The organism is Halalkalicoccus subterraneus (genome assembly GCF_003697815.1).
Classification (GTDB): Archaea; Halobacteriota; Halobacteria; order Halobacteriales; family Halalkalicoccaceae; genus Halalkalicoccus; species Halalkalicoccus subterraneus.
The window spans coordinates 51,846-69,192 of the sequence record NZ_RDQG01000036.1 but is presented as its reverse complement, the minus strand read 5'-3'; the positions used below and the strand labels follow the sequence as shown (position 1 = coordinate 69,192).

Here is a 17,347-nt window from a genome sequence, read left to right as displayed (position 1 = left end):
CACCACCGTGCCGCCGAAGGTGTGGGTCCCGATCAGGGTCCACGGACCCATCATCCAGCCGATGTCGCTCACCCAGAAGAACCGGTCGGCGGGCTTGAGGTCCATCCCGAAGTGGACCTCCTTTGGACACTGGACCCCGACCCCTGCATGGGTCTGGACGATTCCCTTCGGTTTACCCGTGGTACCCGACGAATAGAGCAACATTGACTCCTGGTCCGACGGCAGGGATTTCGTCTCGTACTCGTCGGACTCGGTCTCGATCGCCTCGGCCCACGTCTCGTCGCGCTCGGTCCGGTCGTAGTCGGCTCCGAGGCGTTCGTAGACGATAGTGTGCTCGACGTGGCCCGCCTGTTCGATGGCCGCGTCCGCCGATGCCTTCAGGCGGACCTCGCTGCCCCGCCGGTAGAAACCGTCGCCGGTAAAGAGGACGGAGGGCTCGCTGTCGGCGATCCGCGTGGCGGTGGCGTCGGTGCCGAACCCCGAGAAGATCGGGACCGCGATCGCACCGACCTTGAAACAGCCATACAGAATGGAGATCACCTCGGGCACCATCGGCATGTACAGCCCGACGGTATCGCCCGTCCCGACGCCACGGGCTTCGAGGGCGTTGGCGACCTGATTGGCCTGCCGATACAGGTCGTGATACGTGACCTGCCTGACCTCGCCCGGTTCGCCCTCCCAGATGCAGGCGACCTCGTTCCGGGTCTCGTTGTCGGGTTCGGCGTGGCGATCGACCGTGTTATGCGCGACGTTGAGTCGTCCGCCGGGGTACCAGTCGGTGAACTGCGGGCCCCCGCGGCTCGCGGCTTCACCGCTCGCCCGTTCCGGGGCGTGGTGCGTCCCGCTGTCGTCGCGCACCGCGTCGTAGGCCTCGTAGAACTCGATCCCGAGGTAGTCGATCAGTTCGTCCCAGAACCACTCGATATCGGTACACGTACGCTCGATGAGCGCCTCGTAGTCGGCGATGTCGTAGCGATCCATGAACGCCGCGATGTTCGTGTTCGCGGCGAACTCCTCCGTGGGTGTGTGAACGATCTCCCCCTCGCCTGGCGAATCCATACCCGGGAATCGCCCAGACACGACAAAGAGGTTTTGTACCATGATTCCTTTAAATATACAAATATAAATTTATGTGTACTGATGAGACATATCACGAGCGACGCTGACGAGCGCCTCCGAAGTGCGAGTCGGTAGATCTGTCGTGAAAATCAAACTGACACTATCACCGGTGCAGCGGGCACGAGCGAGAATATTAGGGTTATATTTGGGTCGAATTTATGTATAATTACCGCAAAACGCCTTTGGGTGGCGGGGATGTAGTCGTAATCGGCGGGATTGGTCGCCCGTCAGGGAGACACGGTGCACAGTACCGAACGGCCGTGTGTTCGATCCACGCGCCCCACCGCCCGGCGGCAAGCCGGGATGGAAGGGGGCTGCGCTCTTCGTTCGAGAACAGTAATCCACTAATAGGTGCCCCGCCCACGAGTATTCGAAGTCGATCCCAAGCGCGGAACGAGGGTGGACAACGTCTGTATGGAACGGATCCTCTACTATCTACTCACGGGCATGCGGGGCGGAACGAACAGGATCCGTATCATCCGGGCGTTGCTCAATCGACCACGGAACGCGAACCAGCTCGCGGAGGAACTGGATCTCAACTATAAGACCGTTCGCCACCACCTCGATATGCTCGAAGAACACGACATCGTCACCGCCTACGGGGAAAGCTACGGCGAGATGTACTTCCTCACCGACGAGTTCGAAGACCATAGGGACACCTTCGAACGGATCGTCGAGGGGACCACCACATGATCTGGATGTACGCCGCGACCCTGTTCGCGACGTTCAACGTCTGCATGCTGCTTGCGCTGACCTACATCTGGGTCACCAACTACCGGCGGTTCCGGACGGCGATCACGCTCGGGTTTCTCTGTTTCGGGATCGTCCTGCTCGTCGAGAACCTGCTCGCGATCTACTTCTTCTTCGGGACGGACGAGTTCTACACGACCGTCGCCGCCCAGCAGATGGTGCTGGTGTTGCGCCTGCTCGAATCGATCGCGCTGATCTGCCTGAGTTGGGTCATCGTCCGATGAACTCGCGAACCCCGCTTGTCTCCCAGGCGTTCACTACGTCATCCGGCCCGGCCCAGCCCCGACGGGCGGTGTGAACTCCGTACCTGTTGTTCTCGAACTCCGCCGCGCTGTGGGCGTCGGTATCGATCGCGATCTTCGCCCCCGCCTCGACGGCGACCTTCACCGCCCGGCCCCACAGGTCCAGCCGCGAGGGGTTCGCGTTGACCTCCAGGGCCACGCCGTGGTCGGCAGCGGCCGTGGCAACCCGCCGGAGATCGGGGTCGAGGCCGGGTCGCCGGGTCAACAGTCGTCCGGTCGGGTGGCCCAACACGTCAGTCGCGGGGTGCTCGATGGCCGCGACGAGCCGGTCGGTCGCGTTCTCGGGTGCCATGTCGAGCGCGCTGTGGGGCGAGGCGACCACGAGATCGAGCTCCTCGAGAACGTCCTCGGCGACGCTCAGCCCGCCGGCCTCGTCGATGTTCGCCTCCACGCCCGCGAACACCTCGATAGCGGCGTCTTCAGCGGCCCCACGGATCGCCCCGGCCTGCTCCAGTAGATCCTCATCCGAGAGCCCGACCCCGCCGACCATGCCGGGGCCCGTCGCGTGATCCGAAATACAGAGGTACTCGTGGCCGAACGCTTCCGCGGAGCTGATCCACTCGGCGATCGACTCCGTGCCGTCCGACCAGTCGGTGTGGGTGTGGAGGTCCCCCCGGAGATCGCCCTCCTCGAGCAGGTCGGGCAATTCGCCCGTCGCGGCCGCGTCGATCTCGCCGGTGTCCTCCCGTAACTCGGGCGGGATCCACGCCAGATCGAGTGCCCCGTACATCCCGTCCTCGGTACTGCCGGCGACCCGCTTGCCCGCGCGCTGGCCGCTGGTGTCGTCCATCCCCGATACGTCGAAGACTCCGTACTCGTTGACCTTCAGGTCGCGATCGAGCGCCCGGTTTCGAAACCGAATGTTGTGGGCCTTGCTGCCGGTGAAATACTGGAGCGCGCTGCCGAACTCATCGGGGACGACGACGCGAAGGTCGATCCGGATCCCGTTGGCAACGACGCTCGCCTTGTTCCCGCCGGACTCGATGACGCGCTCGGCGCGCTCCCAGCCGGTGAAGACTTCGACGACCGTTTCGAGGTCTTCGCTTGCAGCGAGCACGTCGACGTCGCCGCTGGTTTCTCGCCACCGCCGGATCGACCCCGCGACCTCGGCGCGCTCGACGGAGCCGTGATCGCGCAGATACATGAGCAGGTCGTCGGCCAGCGGGCGGGTCTCACCCAGCAGCTCGCGCTCGCTCGCCTTCCGGGCGAACGCCACTCCGCTGAGGATGTTCTCCTCCGTTTTCGGCCCGAATCCCTTGATCTCTTGAATTTTCCCGGCGCTCGCGGCCTTTTCGAGGTCCGCGAGGTTCTCGACGCCCAGTTCCTCGTAGAGCGTTCCTACCGTCTTGGGTCCGACGCCCTCGACGCTCGTGAGTTCGCCCATCGCCACCGGAAGGGTCGTCCGTTCGTTCTCTAACTCCTCGATCGCGCCCGTCTCGACGTACTCGATGACCTTCGCGGAGATAGCATCACCCACCCCGTCGATCCCCTCGACGGCCTCTTTTCCCTCGCTCGCCAACTCCTCGATCGCGGTCGGATGGTCGCGGATGCTGTCTGCGGCCCGGCGGTAGGTGTTGGGTTTGTACTCGACGTCCCGGGCCTCGAGGAGGTCGGCGTACTCCTCGAAGAGGGCGGCGACCTCGGCGTTGCGGCTCATATCCTCCCTTCGGCTTATCGCCTGTTAGGTGTACTGTCCTCGTCGAGCCCCAGGGCTTGGCGCATGAAGCGCGACCACCGCTTCTTATCGGCGACCTCCTGGGCCTCGACCTCGGCTTCGACGTTCGCCGGACCGAGCTGCTGGAGCCCCTCCAGCGCGCGGTCGATCCCGATGATCGATTCGGCGAGGCGTTCGCCCTCTTCCCTCGGTATCTCGCCCTCCTCGATCAGTTCCAGTCGTTCGAGGCGCTCCTTGCGCAGGTTGCGCTTTGCCTGCTCGACGCGCTCTCGTTCCCCCTCGGGGACCGTTTCGCGGCGCTTGATCTCGAAGACGAAATCGCGGAGCTCGACACGCTCTCCCTGAATGTCGATGGCTTCAGGGATCTGTGCGCCGATGGTCGAACCCTCCTTGCCGATGCGTTCGAGCAGCTGTTTTCGCTCGTACTCCTGCACGCGCGAGAGTGGGTGGTGCGGGGGTAAAAACCCAATCCGTCGTGTCCCGTCGATCGAACCTGTCCGTACTGATTCGCCAAGCTATGCCGGCGAATCAGTACGGGGGCTTGCGACCGGCAGTACATCCCAACCCCTTTTGTCGCCCCGCCGCGAACCGCCGGTAATGGCGCAGTGTGATCGGTGTGGCTCACACGAGAACATGCCCTACCGCTGTGGGCGCTGTGGCGGCGTGTTCTGTGGCCAACACCGACTCCCGGAGAACCACGACTGTTCGGGCCTCGATGAGTGGAGCGACCCCGACGGGATCTTCGACAGCGGCTTCGACGACAGCGTGGACAACCCCGGCGGGCAGAAAGCAAGCGTAAGCGACCGGCTGCCATTCAACACCGGGACGGGCGGTCCGATGGGATATTTCCGCAACAACATGACCTACGTCTTTCTGTCGTTGATGTGGGCCACGTTCCTGGTGCAGTACCTCCTCATCCCGCTTGTCGGTCAACCCGGACTCATGGAGTTCCTCTTCGTCCTCCAGTCAAGCGAGATCCTGAACCTCTGGACGTGGATCACCTCGATTTTCGCCCACGGCGGCCTCGAACACATCATCTTCAACAGCATCGCGCTGTACTTCTTCGGCCCCATCGTCGAGCGGAAGGTCGGCAGCAAGATGTTCACCGTCCTGTTTCTGGTCAGCGGCGTGATCGCGGGTGTTTCACAGGTCGGGGTCGCCTTGGCGCTGGGCCAGCAAAGCGCCGTCGTCGGGGCCAGCGGCGCGATCATGGCGATCCTCGGCGTGCTCACGGTGTTGAACCCCAACCTCCGGGTCCTCCTCTTCTTCTTCATCCCGATGCCGCTGTGGCTCCTGACCCTGGGATTCGCCGCGGTCTCGGTCGGCCTCGTCGGCCTCGGCGGGTTCGGTGCGGGCGGGATCGCCCACCTCGCACACCTCGCGGGGCTGTTCGTCGGACTGGCCTACGGCGAGAAGCTCCGACGTGAAGGCGAGCGAGCGCCCGACCAGCTCCAGTTCGGCGGCGGCCCCGGCGGTCCCGGAGGACCGGGCGGCCCCGGCGGTCCCGGACGGGGACGGTTCTAATGGAAGTCACCCGCCCCGAGTTCCGGCCCGATCCCGACCTCTCGCGCACGGAGATGGAGGTGCTCCAGCGTGATATCGCGCGCGAGGCGGTCTTCGACGACGAACCACTCCCCGACTCGCCGGTCGTCGTCGGCGTCGATCAGGCGTTCCCCGGCGAGCAGGCCGTCAGCGCGATCGTCGCCATGCGCGACGGCGAGGTGGTAGAGCGCGCCTCCGCCGTCACCGAGCTCTCCATACCCTACATTCCCGGCCTGCTCTCCTTCCGAGAGGGCGAGTCGATCCTCGCGGCCTTCGAGGAACTGGAGTGCGAGCCGGACCTCGCGCTGTTCGACGGCAGCGGCCGGATCCACTTCCGACAGGCCGGGCTCGCGACCCACATGGGTGTCGCGCTCGACCTTCCCAGTGTGGGCGTCGCAAAGAGCCTGCTCTGTGGCCGGCTGAGCAACCCGCCCGAGGAGCCCTTCTCGGAGGGAACCAGAGTCCCGATCCTCGCCGACGGCCGGGTCGAAGTCGAAGAGGGGACGGTGCTCGGCTACGCCGTCCAGACCCGCCAGTACGAGGGGAGCTCGCGATACATCAACCCGCTCTACGTGAGCCCGGGCCACCGCGTCGGCGCGGAGACGGCCACCTCGCTCGCTCACGCACACTGTGCGGGCTATAAACTCCCCGAGCCGGTCCGGCGGGCCGATTCGTATGCGGGCGAACTCGCCGACGCGGCGCGTCAGTAGCGGTCGGTCGCTCGCTCGCGAGTTCGGCTTCGTCGGCCTCTGGTAGGATCGCTGCCCAGCAGGCGTTCGACCCGGTGGTCGAACTCTTCATCACTCAGCTCCCCGCGCGCATAGCGCTGTCGGAGGACGGTCAGTGCGTCGGCCTCGGGGTCGGGGTCCTCGAAACAGTCGTCCTCGGTCAGCAGCTTCGTCGGCGAGTTGAGGTAGGCGTAGACGGCGTACATGAGGTTGCCGAGGCCGAAGGTGAACCACACGGTGGTAAGCGCGATGAGCCCGTGGAGCCATGCCGAGCCGTAGTCGGGGTTCTTCAGTACGACGCGGGTTTCGCCCTCGCGTGCGACCCGCCAGCCTTCGGCGTACTCCTCGTCGAGTCGCCGCTGAAAGCGCTCGGTCCTCATGATCACGACTGAGTAGGTCGAGGCGGGCAAAAAGGGTTCCCCGGCCGCGAACAGAGTACAACAATTAACACCCCTGCCGTCGACTGTCGGGACATGGAGAAGACCGTTTGTATCACGGGCTGTTCGTCGGGGATCGGTCGCGAGACGGCACGGCAGTTCTTGGACGAGGAATGGACGGTGTACGCGACCGCCCGCGATCCGGGCGACATCGCGGATCTCGCAGAACTCGGCTGCGAGACGGCCGAACTCGACGTGACCAACGACGTGCAGATACAATCGGTCGTCGAGCATATCCTCGCCGATACCGGCCGTATCGACTGTCTGGTCAACAACGCGGGCTACGGTCAACTGGGCCCCGTCGAGGACATTCCGGTTCGCGACGTCGAGCGCCAGTTCGACACGAACGTCTACGGCCCCCACCGCCTCGTTCAGGAGGTCCTCCCGCACATGCGCGAGCGCGGCGACGGCACGATCGTCAACGTCTCGAGTCTCGCCGGGCGCGTCTCGTTCCCCGGCGGCGGCGTCTACTGCGGATCGAAAGCCGCCCTTGAGTCGATGACCGACTCCCTTCGTGTCGAGGCCGACCGCTTCGGCGTCGACGTCGTGTTGGTCGAGCCCGGCCCAGTGAAGACGGGGTTCTCGAACCGCGCGACCGACTCCGCGGACGACATCCCCCGTTCGGAGGAGTACAGCGACATCTACAGCGTGATCGACGACACGAACGCGATCGGCGGGGACGGCCCCGGCGCGATCGAACCGAGCGAAGTCGCCGACTGGATCGTTCACGCCGCGAGCGCGACCCGGCCCAACGCCCGTTACCCCGTCGGGAAGGTCGCGAAACTCGGCTCGTTCGCCCGCCTGCTGCCCGACTCGCTGCGGGACACGGCGTTCAAGCTCGCTCTGAAGATCGCCGGATGATGCGGAATCGCGAGGCGCTAGGAAGCACGCCCGAACGGGACCTCGCACTCGACTGTATCGAGGCCGGAATCGCGGCTGCGGACCCCGTGCGGGCGATCGACGAGAGCGTCTCGCTTGAGGAGAATCGGCTGACCATTGGCGAGGCGAGCTACGACCTCGCTTCGTACGCCGAGATCGTGGTCCTCGGCGGGGGTAACGCCGGCGGCCGGATGGCGAGCGCGATCGAGGGCGCCCTCGGCGAGCGTATCGATCGGGGACGGGTCGTCACCGACGCACCCGAGAAAACCGAGCGAATCGAGGTACTGCCGGGCGATCACCCCGTTCCCTCCGAGCGCGGCGTCGCCTCGACCCGCGCGATGCTCGAACTCGCGGACGAAGTAGGAGAAGAAACGCTCGCGGTCGTGCTGGTCTCCGGCGGGGGCAGCGCGCTCATGCCCGCACCAGCAGAGGGGATCTCGCTGTCGGACCTGCAGGAGGTGACCGAGGCGCTGCTCGCGAGCGGCGCGGAGATCGGCGAAATCAACGCCGTCCGCAAGCACTGCTCGGCGTTCAAGGGCGGGGGGCTAGCCCGGCGGGCCGCACCCGCACAGGTGGTTTCGCTGATCGTCAGCGACGTGATCGGCAACGACCTGAGCACGATCGCGAGCGGGCCGACCGCGCCCGACGGGACGACGTTCGCAGAGGCCCAGGAGGTGCTTTCTCGCTACGGGATCGACCCGCCCGAAGCGATCGCCGATCGGCTCGACCGGGGAGCGAACGGGAAGGTCGAGGAGACCCCCGACGCCGGGGATCCGGCCTTCGATCACGTGGACAACCACGTGATCGCCGACGGCTTCACGGCGCTCGAAGCGGTGCGTGACCTCGCCGACGAGCGGGGGTACGAACCCCTCGTCCTCTCCTCGAGCGTTCGCGGGGAAGCCCGCGAGGCCGCGAAGACCCACGTCGCGATCACCGAGGAGGTACAGCGCACGGGCAACCCAATCGAGCCCCCGACAGTGATCTGTTCCGGCGGCGAGACCACGGTGACGCTTCGGGGCGACGGCACCGGCGGACCCAACCAGGAGTTCGCGCTCTCGGCGTCGCTCGAACTCCGGGAGAGCGAGCGAATCGCGCTCGCAAGCGTCGACACCGACGGGATCGACGGGGCGAGCGACGCCGCTGGTGCGATCGTCGACGGCGGGACGGTCTCGGATCCCGAGTTCGCGCGCGCCGCGCTGGCCGATAACGACGTCTATCCCTATCTCGAAGAGCGTGATGGACTGATCGAAACCGGGCCAACGGGCACGAACGTCAATGACTTGCGGGTGCTCGTCGTCACCAGCCCCGAGGCGAGTCGTTGAGTCGCTCGCAGCCGTCCTCGGTGACGACCACCAAATCCTCGATCCGGACGCCGAATTCGCCCTCCAGATAGATCCCCGGTTCGACGCTGAAGACCATCCCCTCCTCGACCGCTCTCGAGTTCCCCTCGACGATGTAGGGCGGCTCGTGAACTTCGATACCGACCCCGTGGCCGGTCCGGTGGGTGAACTCCTCGCCGTAGCCCGCCCGTTCGATCACCTCGCGGGCCGCGCGGTCGATCGTTTCCGCCGAAACGCCGGGTTCGACCGCCTCGACGGCCGCCCCCTGGGCCTTGCGGACGGCGTCGTGAACCGCCTCGAACTTCTCGGGTGGGTCGCCCCCGAAGACGAGGGTCCGGGTCTGATCGCTCGGATACCCCTCGAATCGGGTGCCGAAATCCAGTACGACGGGATCGCCGGCTTCGATCTCCCGGCCCCCATGGCGGTGGTGCGGGCGTGCACCATTGGGTCCCGAAGCGACGATCGTCTCGAACGAGGGCCCGTCGCCGCCGAGGGCGGCCAGCCGCGAGTCGATCTCGCGGGCGAGCTCGCGTTCGCTCATCCCGACCGCGTCGAGTTCCCTGATCTCCTCGCTCACCCGGTCGGTCAGTGCGCTGGCTCGTCGAATCGCGCCGATTTCCGCGTCGTCCTTTCTCTGTCGGAGATCCGCGAGCACCTCGCTCGCCAGCCCGAACTCGGCGTCGGTCACGGCCCGCAGGTCCTGGGTAAAGCGCGCCCACAGCCGGTCGTCGACGAGCAGGCGCTCGGGGTCGATTTCCTCGATGATTTCCCGAAGAGGCTCACGGGGGTCCTCGCCGTCGTCCCATAGCCGGAAGTCCGTGACGTGGGTGTCGGCGAGCTGTTCGTCGTACATCGCCGGCGCGAGGAAGACCGGCTCGCTCTCGCTGGGAACGAACAACAGGAGGTGGCGCTCCATCGGCTCGTCGCGAAAGCCCGTCAAATACTGGCAGTTCGGGCCGGGAAAGAGCACGAGACATTCCTGTGGGGAGAGCGCCCGACGGCAGACGCGGGTCCGGTCCTCGTAGTCGACGGTCATACCGGGAGATCGAACGGGACCGGGATAAAGTCAGTCGAGACAGGCCGCGACGAGTTCGAGCATCCGTTCGCCCCGGACTTCGTCGGCAAAGAGCGGCACCCGTTTGACGTCGTGACCGCGAAAGACCTCCTGCGAGCGGGTCAGCGCGCCCTGCTGGACCTGCCAGCGGCGCTTACAGAACTCGCAGTTCTCGACGTCGGGCGAGACGAAGTCCTCGGGGTCGCCGCCGGCAACGTCTGCAAAATCCTCCATCACGCGGTTGACCACGACGGTGGAAACGGGGATCTCGAACTCCGCCAACCGACTGAGCAGCCGTTTGGACTCGACGACGCTCATCTCCTCGGGGACCATCACGACCCGGAAATCGGTCTTCGTGGGGTCGCGGAGCGTCGCTCGCAGGTGCTCGATCCGCTCGCGCAGTTCGTCGAGGTCGGTCCCCCCTTCGACGGGGTCCTCGCCACCGAACATCCCCTTCATCCCCTCTGCCATACCCTGTATCCGCTGGCGGAACTGCATCAGTCGCCCGACCATCGAGTCCATCAGTTCGGGGAGTTCGAGCAGCCGGAGGGTGTGGCCCGTCGGTGCGGTATCGATCACCACTCGGTCGAACCGGTCGTCGTCGAGGTACTGCAGCAGTTGGCGCATCGCTGCGGCCTCGTCCGCACCGGGCATCGACCCGCCCGACAGCAGGTCGCCCAGTCCACCCGCACCGTCGTCCACGTCCCCCGAGCCATCCGCCCCACCCGCACCGCCGAACATCCCTTCGAGCCCTCCCAACGGGTTCTCGCCGCCGAGCATCCCCTCGTCAATCGTCTCGTCGGGGTCGATCTCGGCGGCGAAAAGCGGGATGTCGTCTCGAATCCGCGTCGGTTCGCTCGGAATCGAGGTTTCGAGCGTATCGGAAAGCGAGTGGGCGGGGTCCGTCGAAACGACGAGCGTTCGGGTGCCGTCCCGTGCGCTCGCGAGCGCGGTCGCGGCGGCCATCGTCGTCTTCCCGACCCCGCCTTTCCCCCCGTACAGGACGTACTCGGGCGCGTCGACGCCCGACGGAACCGGGACGTCCACGTCCTCGATCCGCTCGACGGGTTCGACGTCAAGTTCGGCCATACTTCACGATTTTCGCCGATCGCCGTGTACCCGTCGGTCTCAGCCGAAAAACTCGGCCAGTCGGTCGGCGGCCTCCTCCGCACGCGGCGTCACGAGCGCGAAGCGAAGCCACTCCGAGCGCGACTCGCCGAAGGCTTCGCCGGGCATCCCGGCAACGCCGGCCTCGTCGATCAGGCGCTCGACGTTCGCCATCGTTCCGGGAAAACCCTCGAAGCGCGCCAGCACGTAAAACGCGCCATCAGGCCGGGTGTACTGTGCGCCCGCCGCATCCAGCGCGTCCGTGAAGGCGTCGATGCGCGTGGCGAGCATCTCCCGAGTGCCCTCGTAGTAGTCGGGCTCCGTCTCGCGAAGGGCCTTCAAGACCGCGTACTGGGCGGGCCGGGAGCCGGCGACGTTGACGAGCATGTGACGGGTTCTGGCGGGTTCGGCGAGCGCGGGCGGCAACACGGTATACCCCACCCGGAAACCGGTGATCGCCATCGACTTCGAGAAGCTGGCCGTGATCGCGCGGTGATCGGAGTCGACCGACAGCGCGCTCGCAAACCGCCCCGACTGGTCGAAGTGGTCGTAGACCTCGTCGCTGACGAGGATCGCGTCGTTCTCCTCCGCGATGGCGACGAGTTCCTCGATCGTGTCCTCACCGTAGACGGCTCCCGTCGGGTTGTTCGGCGAGTTGACGACGATCGCGGCGGTATCGGCTCTCGCGTGCTCGCGAACCGCGACAGGATCGAGCCGGCCGTCCTTCTCGACGGGGACGTACACCGGCTCGCCACCCAACATCTGGGTCTTGCCGGGGTAGTACGGATAGACGGGATCGGTGAGGATCACCTCCTCGCCGGCATCACGGTCCAGCGCCTCGGCCATCGCGAGGTAGTTCGCCTCGCCCCCGCCATTGGTGACGATCACCGACTCAACTGGTATGTTCCGGCGGGCGGCGATCTCCTCGCGGAGTTCGCGTAGGCCGTCGCTCGGGGGGTACTGGTACTCGGAGACGGGGCGGTCGGCGTACTCGCGCAGTCCCTCCCGGAGCGCCTCCGGTGGCTCCCAGTCGGGGTTGCCGCTGACCATGTCGATCACGTCTCGCTCGGCCCGCTCGGCGTACTGCATCACCTGGAAGAAAAGCGGCTTCTCGTAGTCCATACGGGCCCGTCGCCTCGAATTGCCCTGCGTCTTTCGGAGTTCGGACCGCTCAGTCGTCGACGTACGCCTGCTCGAACGGTCGGGGTGGGAGCCGAAGTTCGTCGAGATACGGGAGGTTCTTGATGTTGTAGACGACCTGCATCTCGTCGGTGCCTGGGGTACCGTTACAGGACAGCCGAATTCCCCGGTCGAGCATCTCGGGCGGGAGGATGTGGTTGACCGGCATCTCCAGTTCGCCCTCGACGACCGCGACCGCGCAGTTCGCACACGCCCCGCCCCGGCAGGCGTACGGCCACGCGAACCCGCGGTTCTCTGCGGCCTCCAGAAGCGACTCGTTCGGCTGGACGAGAAATCGGCCGTAGTCGGTCGCGTCGAGCCCCGCGTCGGCGGCCTTCTCGAAGAGGTCCTCGTCGTCGAGACTCCAGCCGTGATCGTCGAGCACCTCGTAGTTCAGGTATTCGACGCGGGACTGCTCGTCGTCCCCGTCGTCCTCGTCGCCGTCACTGTCCGCGCCCGCCTTCGGACCGGACTCGACGACCGGGCGCCCGTCGTACTCGCCCGAGACGAGTTGTTCGTAGGCCTCTCTGACCGACTGGAACTCCCGAGCCGACCCGCCGTGGTCGGGATGGGTTTCCATCACCCGCCGGCGATAGGCGCGATCGATCTCCGCGTCGTCCGCATCGGGATCGATCGAGAGGACATCGAACGGGGACACCATGACCGGTCTAGCGGTCTCGACGGGATAAATCCCTCCCGGCTCGGCCCGACCGCCCCACACGGGGGTCGGCAACCGATCATATATGACGGGCGAACCCCAAGCGCGACCATGAGCGCGAGCGAGGAGGCGATTCGGAAGTACTACGAACACGTCGATAGCGAGGCCTACGAGGACCTGTTCGCCCTCTTTTCGGCTGACGTCGTCTACCACCGCCCCGGTCAGGAGTCCATCGACGGGATGGCGGAGTTCGAGGAGTTCTACCGGGAGGTGCGTGCGATCGAGCAGGGCACCCATTCCATTGCTGACCTCACGATTGACGACGACACGGTCGCAGTCCGGGGTCGGTTTTCGGGCGTTCTGGAGGGTCAGCAGGTGGAATTCGGCTTCGCCGACATCCACCGGTTCGACGACGAGGGACTGATCACGGAGCGCTGGACCTACACGGACACCGGCCGGGTATGAGCGACCCGATAGAGGAGCGCGTCGGCGAGGCGCTTCGCGAGCGCGGGGCGACCGTGGCGACCGCCGAGTCGTGTACCGGCGGGCTGATCGGGTCGCTGCTGACCGACGTCCCGGGGTCGAGCGACTACCTCGACCGGGGATTCGTCACCTACGCCTACGACGCCAAACGGGAGATGGTGGGCGTCGCCCGGGAGGCGCTCGACGAACACGGCGCGGTCAGCGACCCCGTCGCCCGCGGGATGGCCCGCGGCGCACGCGACGTCGCCGACGTCACGTGGGGCGTTTCTACGACTGGAATCGCCGGACCCGCGGGAGGAAGCGAGGAGGCCCCCGTCGGCACGGTGTTCATCGGCGTCGCCTACGCCGCCCCCTGGGGGTCGGGCGACTCGTACGCGACCGTTTCGCGCTACGAGTTCGACGGCTCGCGGACGGAGATCAAGGGGAAGATCGCGCGGCAAGCCCTCGCCGATCTTCACGACGCGATCGTCTGACGGAACCGTTATTTTCCCCCTAGTCTCACATCAGATAGATGAATAAACGCGGGCACGTGCTGAACGCGGCGCTTCTCTCGGTCGGGCTCGGCGTGGTGGTTCGGCCCACCGTGGAGGTCGGGACGCTCCTGGTCGTCGCCCAGCTGTTCGTTCCCATCGTTCTCGGTGCGCTCTTTCCCGACGTGGACACCGCCTTCGGAAAACACCGGAAGACGTTCCACAACCTGCCCGTACTGGCGATATTTCTCGCCTACCCGATCTACTTCGGGAACCTCCGGTGGGTCTGGGTCGGGGTGCTCAGTCACTACCTGCTCGACGTCTTCGGGAGCAAACGCGGGATCGCCCTGTTCTACCCCCTCTGGAGTCGAGAGTTCGGGTTTCCCTTCGGGGTTCCCGTCCGAAGCCGGTGGTCCTCGGCGGTGACCCTCGTCGTGACGGCCCTCGAACTCGCGGTCGCCGCAGCCGTGATCCGCTGGCTGCCGGCCGAAACCGCCCGAGAAGTCCTCGCGGTGCTCGGCGCGTAGTACGAGTCAGTAGACTGACGCCGCATCGAACCGCCCTTCGTAGGCGGGGTGGTACGGATGTGTCGGCTCCATTCCCGAGAGGACCAGCCGGTCGACCTTCTTCCAGGAGTTCTCCCACGCGAGATGGGCGAACTCCGTCCGACAGCGCAGTTCGTGGCTCCGACCTGACCGGTGGATCACCCGTCGGGGCGCGCCCGTCCGAAGCGCTTCGTGGAGATCACCCGCCGAGTCGATATCGGTCTCGAACTCCGTCCAGACCTCGCCGAGCGTCGGGGTGAGATGCGCATACGAGGAGCCGAAGGGTGCAAGTCCCGTCTCGCGGGCGATCTCGCGTGCGCGGCGGTTGTGCTTCGCGAGGTGTTTCGGGTTGTAGACCTCGACGCCACAGAAGCGATCGGGATGGCGGCGCAGGTCGATGACGTCCACACTGACCGTCGCGAACTCGGGGTGGGGTGCAAGCGTGACGGCGTTCTGGTGGTCGAGTTCCGAGAGGGTGGCCTCGAAGGTGAGGAAATCAGGGATCGGACTATCGAGATCCAGCGCGAGGACGTGTTTTCGGTTCCGAAAACTCCCAGTAAAGAGTTCGCGGGCCGGAACCACGAGCAGGTCGTCGTCGCTGAACCGTGCGGCGCGCTCGCGGATCGTCGGTAGACGGGTGAAATGCGGGGCGTAGACGAGGACGTCGATACCGCGGGCCTTCGCCCGGCGGGCGACCCCTTCGTCGAGGATCTTCACGTGCGGGTCGACACGAGTCGGCATGACGGACGGTTCGCGGAGGGCGGGTTTGCGAGTTGTGGTTCGTGCGGACGGCCCCGTGTGCGATCTCATGGCTTCGCCGTTCGTATGGTCCGAGGAGTGCTGTCAGCGTTTCTCGCTGTTCCCGTGAACGAGCGCAGCGAGCGAACGGGAGCCAGAAGGACGCGCTAGCGTTCTTCGCTGTCTCGCGGCTACGCCGCTCGACTTCTCGAGGAGCGATTCGCTTCGCTCACCGCTCCTCGCTATCCAGCACGCGGATTTGGTCGCCGCGCACGGTGACGGGAATCGGAACGGTCGCCTCGTAGAGCTCGACGGTGACCTGGTCCTTGCCCTCGTCGATGCGCTGGACCTGTGCCTTCTCACCCTTGAACGGCCCGGCGATCAGCTCGACGATGTCCCCCTCCGCGATCCCTTCGACGTCCGGTTTCGGCGAGAGGAAGTGTTCGACCTCGGTGATCGAACTCTGGCCGGGGACGATCGAGCGCGCGTGGGGGATCTCATCGAGGACGCGCTCGATGATCGCGTGGTCGTCGGACTCGACCATGACGTAGCTGGTCAGCGAGTCGGGCGCCAGCGCCGCGTGGATCTCGGGCTCCTCGCGGTTCATGATCATGTCGGCGACGGTGCGTTCCTGGCTGGCCGTGGTTTTGACGGCGTAGATCGGCATCTCAGAGTCCCCCCGGAAGGTAGCTCATGAGGACGAACATCAGAAAACCAAGCATGCCGACGAGCACGATGCCGGCAGCGGCGATCAGCGCGACGCGGGAGAACTCCTCCCACTCCGGCGTCGTGGCGAACTTCAGGACGCGGACGTAGGAGTTGATATCGGTCGGGACGTTCATACTGGCGGGCGATAGGAGAGGAGGGGTTTTCTATCTATTGATGAGGCGGTGAGCGACAGGTAGAGAACCCTCCGGAGCCGAGAACCGACAATGGGTGGACGGACGCGCAGGCTAGCGATCGTGGTGCTCGCGCTGTGGCTGCTCGTGCTCGCGACCGATAGCGTCACCGCGAGCAACGTCGCGACCGGGCTCCAGGACGAAGGCAGGGACCTCCAGGTGCCGACGTGGCTCTATCTGTTCACCGGCGGGGCCGCCGTCGGCGCGTCGGGGCTGCTCGCGATGTTCGTCACCGACCGGCGACTGATCGACTCGCTGCACACCTGGCGACGGGCGGCCACCGTCGACGAGGGGACGCTTCGCCCGCTTCGCACCCTCGTCGGCGCGCTCGCCGTCGTCGGCCTCGCGCTCGTCGTCTACATCGGGCTAACCGGCCCGAGCATCGCCAACGCCAACCTCGCGGTTCTCCTCGTGTTCGTCGGCGCGCGCTCGGGGCTGGTGATGGTCGCGTACCTCCTCGTGAACCCGTGGCCCGCACTGAACCCGTGGCGAGCCCTTTCGCGGGCGCTCCCGAACGGCTTCGTCGATTTCCCCGAGCGCTGGGGAGTCTGGCCCGCCGTCGGCGGCCTCCTCGGGATCCTGTGGGTCGAGATCGCCTTCCCGATCAACACCGTCCCCGAAACGCTGGCGGTCGCGGTGCTCTGTTACAGCGCCTACACGCTCGCGGGCGCGGTCGTCTTTTCCCCGTCGAGCTGGTTTCGCCACGGCGACCCCCTTGCGGTGCTCTTTCGGTACTACGGGGCGGTCGCGCCGATCCAGCGCACCGCTGCGGGAATCGAACTCGTCCTTCCGGGCGCGAAGCTCCGCGAATCCGGCGTCGTGGACAGCCCCAGTGGGGTCGCGTTCGTGATCCTGCTGGTCTGGGAACTCACCTACAGCGCCTTCGTCGTCGTCCCGCCGGGGATCGCGACCGTCGAGTTCCTCGTCGGACTCGGGGTCCCGCCGCTTCTGACCTACGGGATCCTCCTGCTCGCGGGCTACGGCCTCTTCCTGTGGAGCTACTGGCTCGCGACCCGCTATGCGAAACGCCTCGCCGAAACGTACGTCACCGCCGAATCGCTCGCGGTCCGATTTGCGCCGCCACTCATCGGGATCGCCGCGGGCTACCACCTCGCACACTACTTCACCTTCTTCGTCTCGCTGTCCCCGTCGCTCCTGTTTACCCTTCAGAGCCCCTTCTCGCCGCCGCTACCGCCACTGACGCTCGTATTACCGGGGTGGTTCGGCGTGCTCGATATCGTGTTCGTTCTCCTCGGACACTTGCTCGCGATCTGGGCCGCCCACGCCGCCTCGTTTTCCGTCTTTCCGAGCCGGCTACAGGCGATCCGCAGCCAGTATCCCTTCGTGATCGTGATGATCTGCTATACGATGGTCAGCCTCTGGTTGATCTCGCTGCCGACCGCCGAGCCGGCGTTCGTCAGTTAACGCAACCCGTAAGACGG

At 66.0% G+C, this 17,347-nt stretch carries 21 protein-coding genes; 10 read left to right on the top strand and 11 right to left on the bottom strand.

Going from position 1 to position 17,347, the window contains the following annotated elements:
* The coding region (locus tag EAO80_RS09780; RefSeq protein ID WP_162993952.1) for an AMP-binding protein at window positions 1–1,059 on the bottom strand (1,059 nt) is incomplete at its 3' end.
* A 474-nt stretch (window positions 1,060–1,533) separates the two neighbouring features.
* On the opposite strand from EAO80_RS09780, the gene EAO80_RS09775 reads away from it, so the two are divergent.
* Both EAO80_RS09775 and EAO80_RS09770 read left to right on the top strand, forming a co-directional pair.
* The gene (locus EAO80_RS09775; protein WP_122089727.1) at window positions 1,534–1,812 is read left to right on the top strand and encodes an ArsR/SmtB family transcription factor; all 279 of its coding nucleotides are present in this window, start codon (window positions 1,534–1,536) and stop codon (window positions 1,810–1,812) included.
* A complete protein-coding gene (locus EAO80_RS09770) occupies window positions 1,809–2,093 on the top strand; it encodes a hypothetical protein (RefSeq protein WP_122089726.1) in 285 nt (94 codons plus the stop codon). The genes EAO80_RS09775 and EAO80_RS09770 overlap by 4 nt, the downstream gene beginning before the upstream one ends.
* Here the strand turns inward: EAO80_RS09770 and EAO80_RS09765 are convergent.
* Together EAO80_RS09765 and EAO80_RS09760 are read right to left on the bottom strand one after the other, a co-directional pair.
* Window positions 2,080–3,828 carry a helix-hairpin-helix domain-containing protein gene (locus tag EAO80_RS09765; protein ID WP_122089725.1) on the bottom strand — a complete coding sequence of 583 codons (1,749 nt, stop codon included), beginning with the start codon at window positions 3,826–3,828 and terminating at the stop codon, window positions 2,080–2,082. The genes EAO80_RS09770 and EAO80_RS09765 overlap by 14 nt on opposite strands.
* A gap of 14 nt (window positions 3,829–3,842) precedes the next feature.
* The gene (locus tag EAO80_RS09760) at window positions 3,843–4,280 is read right to left on the bottom strand and encodes a DUF5788 family protein (protein ID WP_122089724.1); all 438 of its coding nucleotides are present in this window, start codon (window positions 4,278–4,280) and stop codon (window positions 3,843–3,845) included.
* A gap of 163 nt (window positions 4,281–4,443) precedes the next feature.
* Here EAO80_RS09760 and EAO80_RS09755 point away from each other — a divergent pair, with 163 nt between their 5' ends.
* Window positions 4,444–5,370 (top strand): rhomboid family intramembrane serine protease, encoded by a 927-nt coding sequence (locus EAO80_RS09755; protein WP_122089723.1) that lies wholly within the window; start codon window positions 4,444–4,446, stop codon window positions 5,368–5,370.
* Complete coding sequence (locus tag EAO80_RS09750; RefSeq protein ID WP_122089722.1) at window positions 5,370–6,098, top strand: endonuclease V; 729 nt, start codon at window positions 5,370–5,372, stop codon at window positions 6,096–6,098. The genes EAO80_RS09755 and EAO80_RS09750 overlap by 1 nt, the downstream gene beginning before the upstream one ends.
* Here EAO80_RS09750 and EAO80_RS09745 read toward each other — a convergent pair.
* Complete coding sequence (locus EAO80_RS09745) at window positions 6,092–6,496, bottom strand: SHOCT domain-containing protein (RefSeq protein ID WP_122089721.1); 405 nt, start codon at window positions 6,494–6,496, stop codon at window positions 6,092–6,094. The genes EAO80_RS09750 and EAO80_RS09745 overlap by 7 nt on opposite strands.
* 93 nt (window positions 6,497–6,589) lie before the next feature.
* Here EAO80_RS09745 and EAO80_RS09740 point away from each other — a divergent pair, with 93 nt between their 5' ends.
* Both EAO80_RS09740 and EAO80_RS09735 read left to right on the top strand, forming a co-directional pair.
* Window positions 6,590–7,414 (top strand): SDR family oxidoreductase, encoded by an 825-nt coding sequence (locus tag EAO80_RS09740; protein ID WP_122089720.1) that lies wholly within the window; start codon window positions 6,590–6,592, stop codon window positions 7,412–7,414.
* A complete protein-coding gene (locus EAO80_RS09735) occupies window positions 7,411–8,754 on the top strand; it encodes a glycerate kinase type-2 family protein (protein WP_162993951.1) in 1,344 nt (447 codons plus the stop codon). The genes EAO80_RS09740 and EAO80_RS09735 overlap by 4 nt, the downstream gene beginning before the upstream one ends.
* Here the strand turns inward: EAO80_RS09735 and EAO80_RS09730 are convergent.
* The 4 genes from EAO80_RS09730 to fer are packed head-to-tail and all read right to left on the bottom strand — an operon-like array spanning window position 8,729 to window position 12,773.
* Entirely contained in the window at window positions 8,729–9,808 is a 1,080-nt protein-coding gene (locus EAO80_RS09730) for a M24 family metallopeptidase (RefSeq protein ID WP_122089719.1), read from the bottom strand. The two genes, EAO80_RS09735 and EAO80_RS09730, sit on opposite strands and share 26 nt — an antisense overlap.
* A 30-nt stretch (window positions 9,809–9,838) precedes the next feature.
* On the bottom strand, window positions 9,839–10,915 hold the full coding sequence (locus EAO80_RS09725) for an ArsA family ATPase (RefSeq protein ID WP_122089718.1): 1,077 nt from the start codon (window positions 10,913–10,915) through the stop codon (window positions 9,839–9,841).
* Between the two features lie 39 nt (window positions 10,916–10,954).
* A complete protein-coding gene (locus EAO80_RS09720; RefSeq protein WP_122089717.1) occupies window positions 10,955–12,055 on the bottom strand; it encodes a pyridoxal phosphate-dependent aminotransferase in 1,101 nt (366 codons plus the stop codon).
* A gap of 49 nt (window positions 12,056–12,104) precedes the next feature.
* Window positions 12,105–12,773, bottom strand: a complete 669-nt coding sequence (gene fer / locus EAO80_RS20625; RefSeq protein ID WP_122089716.1) for a ferredoxin Fer — start codon at window positions 12,771–12,773, stop codon at window positions 12,105–12,107.
* A gap of 108 nt (window positions 12,774–12,881) precedes the next feature.
* Here fer and EAO80_RS09710 point away from each other — a divergent pair, with 108 nt between their 5' ends.
* From EAO80_RS09710 to EAO80_RS09700, 3 genes are read left to right on the top strand one after another with little or no spacing between them, the layout of a single operon-like run.
* Complete coding sequence (locus EAO80_RS09710; RefSeq protein ID WP_122089715.1) at window positions 12,882–13,235, top strand: nuclear transport factor 2 family protein; 354 nt, start codon at window positions 12,882–12,884, stop codon at window positions 13,233–13,235.
* Complete coding sequence (locus EAO80_RS09705; protein WP_122089714.1) at window positions 13,232–13,726, top strand: CinA family protein; 495 nt, start codon at window positions 13,232–13,234, stop codon at window positions 13,724–13,726. The genes EAO80_RS09710 and EAO80_RS09705 overlap by 4 nt, the downstream gene beginning before the upstream one ends.
* 38 nt (window positions 13,727–13,764) lie before the next feature.
* Window positions 13,765–14,250 carry a metal-dependent hydrolase gene (locus EAO80_RS09700; protein ID WP_122089713.1) on the top strand — a complete coding sequence of 162 codons (486 nt, stop codon included), beginning with the start codon at window positions 13,765–13,767 and terminating at the stop codon, window positions 14,248–14,250.
* A 6-nt stretch (window positions 14,251–14,256) separates the two neighbouring features.
* Here EAO80_RS09700 and EAO80_RS09695 read toward each other — a convergent pair whose 3' ends face one another.
* From EAO80_RS09695 to EAO80_RS09685, 3 genes are all read right to left on the bottom strand, one after another.
* Window positions 14,257–15,009, bottom strand: a complete 753-nt coding sequence (locus EAO80_RS09695) for a PHP-associated domain-containing protein (protein ID WP_122089712.1) — start codon at window positions 15,007–15,009, stop codon at window positions 14,257–14,259.
* Window positions 15,010–15,235: 226 nt separating this feature from the next.
* Window positions 15,236–15,673 carry a transcription elongation factor Spt5 gene (locus tag EAO80_RS09690; RefSeq protein WP_066378155.1) on the bottom strand — a complete coding sequence of 146 codons (438 nt, stop codon included), beginning with the start codon at window positions 15,671–15,673 and terminating at the stop codon, window positions 15,236–15,238.
* A 1-nt stretch (window position 15,674) separates the two neighbouring features.
* Window positions 15,675–15,848, bottom strand: coding sequence for a protein translocase SEC61 complex subunit gamma (locus EAO80_RS09685; RefSeq protein WP_122089711.1), 174 nt, complete (start codon window positions 15,846–15,848; stop codon window positions 15,675–15,677).
* A 90-nt stretch (window positions 15,849–15,938) separates the two neighbouring features.
* Here EAO80_RS09685 and EAO80_RS09680 point away from each other — a divergent pair, with 90 nt between their 5' ends.
* Window positions 15,939–17,330, top strand: coding sequence for a hypothetical protein (locus EAO80_RS09680; RefSeq protein WP_122089710.1), 1,392 nt, complete (start codon window positions 15,939–15,941; stop codon window positions 17,328–17,330).
* Window positions 17,331–17,347 lie beyond the last annotated feature (17 nt).